Source organism: Pseudomonadales bacterium, from assembly GCA_013215025.1.
Taxonomy (GTDB): Bacteria; Pseudomonadota; Gammaproteobacteria; order Pseudomonadales; family DT-91; genus DT-91.
Genome location: JABSRR010000201.1, coordinates 1 through 4667, shown reverse-complemented (window position 1 = coordinate 4667; position 4667 = coordinate 1). Strand labels below are relative to the sequence as shown.

Below are 4667 nucleotides of genomic sequence, written 5' to 3'. Positions count from 1 at the left end.
CAGTGATAGTGGCTGTAATGTTGGTGATGAATTCAATGGCGGCAGTGTTGAAGTGGCCGGCGTTGAGGTGAATGTTGAGCATCAGTTCTTGCTGGCCGGTTTTTCAGTGCCGCTTGGTTTGGCTTACACCTATACCGAATCAGCATTTCAAGAAAGCTTTATTTCAGGCTTCTCACAGTGGGGCGAAGTCCAACAGGGTGACGAGTTACCTTATTTACCAGAGCATCAGGCGCGACTTTATACCGGTGTTCAGGCTAATGACTTTGATATTTTGGCGAATATTAAATACACCGATGAGATGCGTGATTTACCAGGTCAAGCAAGCTTTGATGAAAATCAATCAACACCTGAGTTGTTAGTTGTTGATCTCTCTGCCAGTTATTATTTCGATGATAACTGGACTGCTCAGTTAACCATCGATAATATTTTGGATACTTTAGAGCCAGTATCTTATCGACCATTTGGTGCGCGCCCTAATAAGCCACGAACCACTACAGCTACGGTAAAATACCGATTCTAATATGTTTGCAGACAGCAGCTTGGTTGTTTATCAATTACTCGAGCCGTTGTTTGCGGTTTTAGACCCGTCTAAGCGTATTTTTTGGCCTTTCCTGCTCAGCGCAATGGCGCTGATCCCTTTGGCGCTATGGCAGCAGGGGAAGCCGATATCTGCATTATGGTCTGATAAACAGGCGATAAAGCGATACTGGCTGCATCGCTCACATTTATATGATCTAGGACTTATTTTCTTTAATAATGCCGTGCGCTTATTTTTATTCAGCCCATTATTATTATCGCATATTGCGGCCAGTGTATTAGTTGCAAAAAGTTTGTACTTTATACTTGGCGATGGCCCAAGCTGGCAGTTACCAAACGTTTTCTTAATGACTCTGTTCACCCTCAGTTTTTTTCTGCTTGACGATCTAAGCCGTTTTTTATTGCATCGCGCCTTACATAAATATGCATGGCTTTGGTCACTACATAAAGTTCACCACAGTGCAGAGGTATTATCACCCCTCACTGTAAGCAGAATGCATACCTTGGAAATGTTCTTGTATATGCTGCGTCAGTTGCTCACGGTGGCGCTGCTGAGTGGCTTTTTTGTGTGGGCTTTTAAGGGCCAAATAAGCGGCTGGCATATATTAGGGGTAGAGATGTTTGGCTTTTTATTCAATGCCATGGGCAGTAATCTACGGCACAGCCATTTTGCTTTACATTTTGGCATTTTCGAATATTTATTAATAAGCCCTAAGCAGCATCATATTCACCATAGCTGTGCTACCGAGCATCAGGATAAAAATTTTGGTACTTGCCTCAGTGTCTGGGACCGCTTGTCTGGTAGCTTGGTTTACAGCAAGGCAGTTCATCAGCCGATTCAATTTGGTTTATCAAAGCCATATTAACGTTGCTGCTTGGCCATAAAAGGCCGTTGTAGCTGGTAGCCAATGGCCAGTTCTTGTTCAGCTAAGTCGGTATCAACGCCGTATTCAATTTCGGTTATCTCTCGCTGCATCAGTGTGCCAAACAGTCTATCCCAAATGCTTAAAATATTGCCGTAGTTGCTGTCAGTAAATGGAAGATATTGATGATGATGCACCTTATGCATATTTGGGGTCACAAATATTAGGCTTAACGGCCGCTCAATCCAGCGTGGTAGTAAAATATTGGCATGGGTGAAATAGGTAAAAAATACCGACAGCAATTTATACAGCAAATAGTGGCTGATAGGCATGGCCAACATGATCACGCAGGCCAAAGCGGCAAGCTCGCGGGTGCAGTAATCAATAGGGTGATGGCGGCTGCCGGTTGATAAATCAACATGAAAATCATTGTGGTGCACTGTGTGCAGACGCCACAGCCAAGGTATTTTATGTAGCCCAACATGGCACAAATATTGAGCGATAAAATCCAACAGCACTAAGCTGATTAAAAGTTGTATGATCGCCGGTATGGCAGAAATACTGGCCATTGGCAGAGCAGGGTTCACGGCAAAATGGCTGTAAAAATGACTGTATAAGCCAAACCCCGCTTGCTCGCTCCAGCTGCTGCCGGCAATAAATAATGCGGCAAAAGCACTGTTGATTAGCAGCGAGAACAATAAAAACAATAAATTTTTAAGGATATGTCGTGTTCGACTGTAGTGTTCATCAACGATAAATTGTTGGGCGCTGGCGAGATTTTCCAATAGCACAAATAGCAGCAGACAGCTGCCTACATAGAGCGCTTTTTGCCAAAGTGGCAGGGTTTCAATCACATATAAAAAGCTTGCTAAGGATTCCATAGACTGCGATACAATAGCCAATTATTTTTTAAGTATAGAGTGTTTAGTTGATGAGCAACAGCATGCGTCTGACAGAATCCGATTATCAGATCATCAAACAACAGCTTGGTCGTGAACCTCGGGGTATTACCGCGATCCCGAGTCGCACGGCCGCAGGCCTACCGATTGTCTTACAAATGCGTACCTGGATAGATGGCGCACCGTTTCCCACCCTTTATTGGCTCAGCAGTCGCGATGTGCACAAGGCCATTAGCCGCATTGAGGCAGCAGGTGTGGTGAAAACCTTAGAAGCCGAGATTGCCAACGATAATGAGCTGCAGTCAGAGATTGCTGCTGATCACCAACGTTATGTCGATTTGCGGGCACAGCATGCGATTGCCGCCGATACTCAGGCGATGCAGCAAGCAGGTTTAGCCGAAGCTTTTAGCCATTTGGGTGTGGGTGGCATTCAGAATTGGCATAAGGTGCGCTGTTTGCACATGCATTATGCGTTTCATCTTGCCACTCTAGCGCAAGGTGGTACGGTAATTGGACGCATGCTCGATAGCCAATATGCGCTATCTGAGCTTGATATTCTTAACTAATACTGTACTTATTGATAATCACTCAAAGGCCAGCGTCCGGGCTGCTCGCGGTATAGATTGCAGTTGTAGCCACAATGCTTTTACTGGCATTTTATGTGATAATGTCGCGCAAAATTTTAGCTATTGGCACAGCGAAAAGATAATTAGATAAACAGCGTAAGATAATAAGAGAGAAAGATATGTTGCAAGCGTACGGTGAGCTCACGCTTAGACAGGTTTTAGAGCAGGCTGCAGATCAGTATGGCTATAAAACAGCCATTAAAGAAGCACATGTTGAGCTAAGCTTTGCCGAACTTGAGCATATGTCATGGCATGCTGCATCGGCATTCAGTGCCAAAGGCGTGACTAAAGGCGATCGTGTGGCGATTTGGGCGCCCAATGTCTATGAATGGATTGTCTCGGCCATTGGTTTAGAGCTTCTCGGTGCGGTGCTGGTGCCGCTAAATACTCGCTGGAAAGGTGCTGAAGTAGCCGATGTGCTCAATCGTGCAGACGTGAAGCTGCTGCTTACTGTTGAGAGCTTTCAGGCAAGCCCTAGCAGTGAAATCCGTTACTGTGATTTGCTTGAGTCAGAAGCGCTGAACACAGTGGCTGAAATTGTCTTATTGCGCGGTGAACCTTCTCATACGCCGCAAGAAAATGTGATTAGTTTTGCGGATTTTCTATTGGCTGGCGAGCAAGCGGACATGGCGCTCGTTAAAGCGGCTGCAGAGCAGGTCACAGCCGATGACATTATGGACATGCTGCCAACTTCAGGCACGACGGGTAAGCCAAAGTTAGTGATGTGCGCACATGGGCAAAACTTACGCACCGTTGCGACTTGGGCACATACCAATGGATTGCATGCTGAGGATAACTACCTGATTATCAATCCGTTCTTTCATTCATTTGGCTATAAAGCAGGCTGGTTAGCCTGCTTAATCACGGGCGCCACGATATACCCGGTGTTGAGTTTTGATTTAGATGCAGTACTGCAGCAAATTGCTGACGACAAAATTTCAATGTTGCCAGGCCCACCAACTATTTATCAATCGATTCTAGCCCACCCCCAGCGTGATCAATATGACCTATCAAGTCTGCGCTTAGCGGTGACGGGTGCTGCACCAGTGCCGGTAGAGTTGGTTAATCGTATGCGCAATGAGATGGACTTCGAGGTTGTTGTGACGGCTTATGGCATGACCGAAACTTCAGGCTTTGTGTCTATTTGCCGCCCCGATGATCCGGCAGAAATTATTTCTGGTTCATCCGGCCGAGCGATGGATGGTATTGAGGTTAAAATTGTTGATGCCGACGGACAGAGCTTGCCAGCGGGTGAAACGGGCGAAATCTGGGTACGTGGCTATAACGTGATGCAGGGCTATTTTGGAAATCCAGAAGCCACTCAAGAGACGATTACCGAAGATGGCTGGCTGAAGACCGGCGATGTTGGCGTGATGGATGCCGATGGCTATATCGATATTACCGATCGCATCAAAGATATGATTATCTCGGGCGGCTTTAATGTTTACCCTGCAGAGTTAGAGAATAGTATCTCTGCTATTGACGGCGTTGTGCAGGTGGCGATTATTGGCGTGCCTGATGCGCGCATGGGTGAAGTGGGTAAAGCGTTTATTGTCAAAGCCCCTGGTAGCAATCTAAGCATCGATGAGGTGACGGCATTTTGTAAAGCGAATATGGCTAACTATAAAGTGCCTCGCAGTATTGAGTTTATCGATATTATGCCAATGAATGCATCCGGTAAGATTTTAAAAACCGAGCTACGTAAACTGGTGGCGTAAACAAGCTTTAGTGCAGCTTTCAAC

The 4667-nt window shown here is 45.9% G+C and carries 5 protein-coding genes; 4 read left to right on the top strand and 1 reads right to left on the bottom strand.

Annotated elements, in window-relative coordinates; all coding sequences use genetic code 11:
- Window positions 1–520 (top strand): TonB-dependent receptor (locus HRU21_11665; GenBank protein NRA42946.1); only part of this gene is annotated, 520 nt, incomplete at its 5' end.
- A 1-nt stretch (window position 521) separates the two neighbouring features.
- Complete coding sequence (locus HRU21_11660; GenBank protein ID NRA42945.1) at window positions 522–1403, top strand: sterol desaturase family protein; 882 nt, start codon at window positions 522–524, stop codon at window positions 1401–1403.
- Here the strand turns inward: HRU21_11660 and HRU21_11655 are convergent.
- Complete coding sequence (locus tag HRU21_11655) at window positions 1400–2281, bottom strand: sterol desaturase family protein (protein ID NRA42944.1); 882 nt, start codon at window positions 2279–2281, stop codon at window positions 1400–1402. The genes HRU21_11660 and HRU21_11655 overlap by 4 nt on opposite strands.
- 62 nt (window positions 2282–2343) lie before the next feature.
- On the opposite strand from HRU21_11655, the gene HRU21_11650 reads away from it, so the two are divergent.
- Together HRU21_11650 and HRU21_11645 are read left to right on the top strand one after the other, a co-directional pair.
- Window positions 2344–2865 carry a DUF501 domain-containing protein gene (locus tag HRU21_11650; GenBank protein ID NRA42943.1) on the top strand — a complete coding sequence of 174 codons (522 nt, stop codon included), beginning with the start codon at window positions 2344–2346 and terminating at the stop codon, window positions 2863–2865.
- 179 nt (window positions 2866–3044) lie between these two features.
- Window positions 3045–4643: an AMP-binding protein gene (locus HRU21_11645; GenBank protein ID NRA42942.1), complete on the top strand. Its 1599-nt coding sequence runs from the start codon at window positions 3045–3047 to the stop codon at window positions 4641–4643.
- The last annotated feature ends 24 nt before the right edge of the window (window positions 4644–4667 follow it).

Excerpts from the sequence above, each read along its gene's own strand:
- HRU21_11660 (NRA42945.1), top strand. The coding sequence starts at position 522 with ATGTTTGCAGACAGCAGCTTGGTTGTTTATCAATTACTCGAGCCGTTG.
- HRU21_11655 (NRA42944.1), bottom strand. The coding sequence starts at position 2,281 with ATGGAATCCTTAGCAAGCTTTTTATATGTGATTGAAACCCTGCCACTT.
- HRU21_11650 (NRA42943.1), top strand. The coding sequence starts at position 2,344 with ATGCGTCTGACAGAATCCGATTATCAGATCATCAAACAACAGCTTGGT.
- HRU21_11645 (NRA42942.1), top strand. The coding sequence starts at position 3,045 with ATGTTGCAAGCGTACGGTGAGCTCACGCTTAGACAGGTTTTAGAGCAG.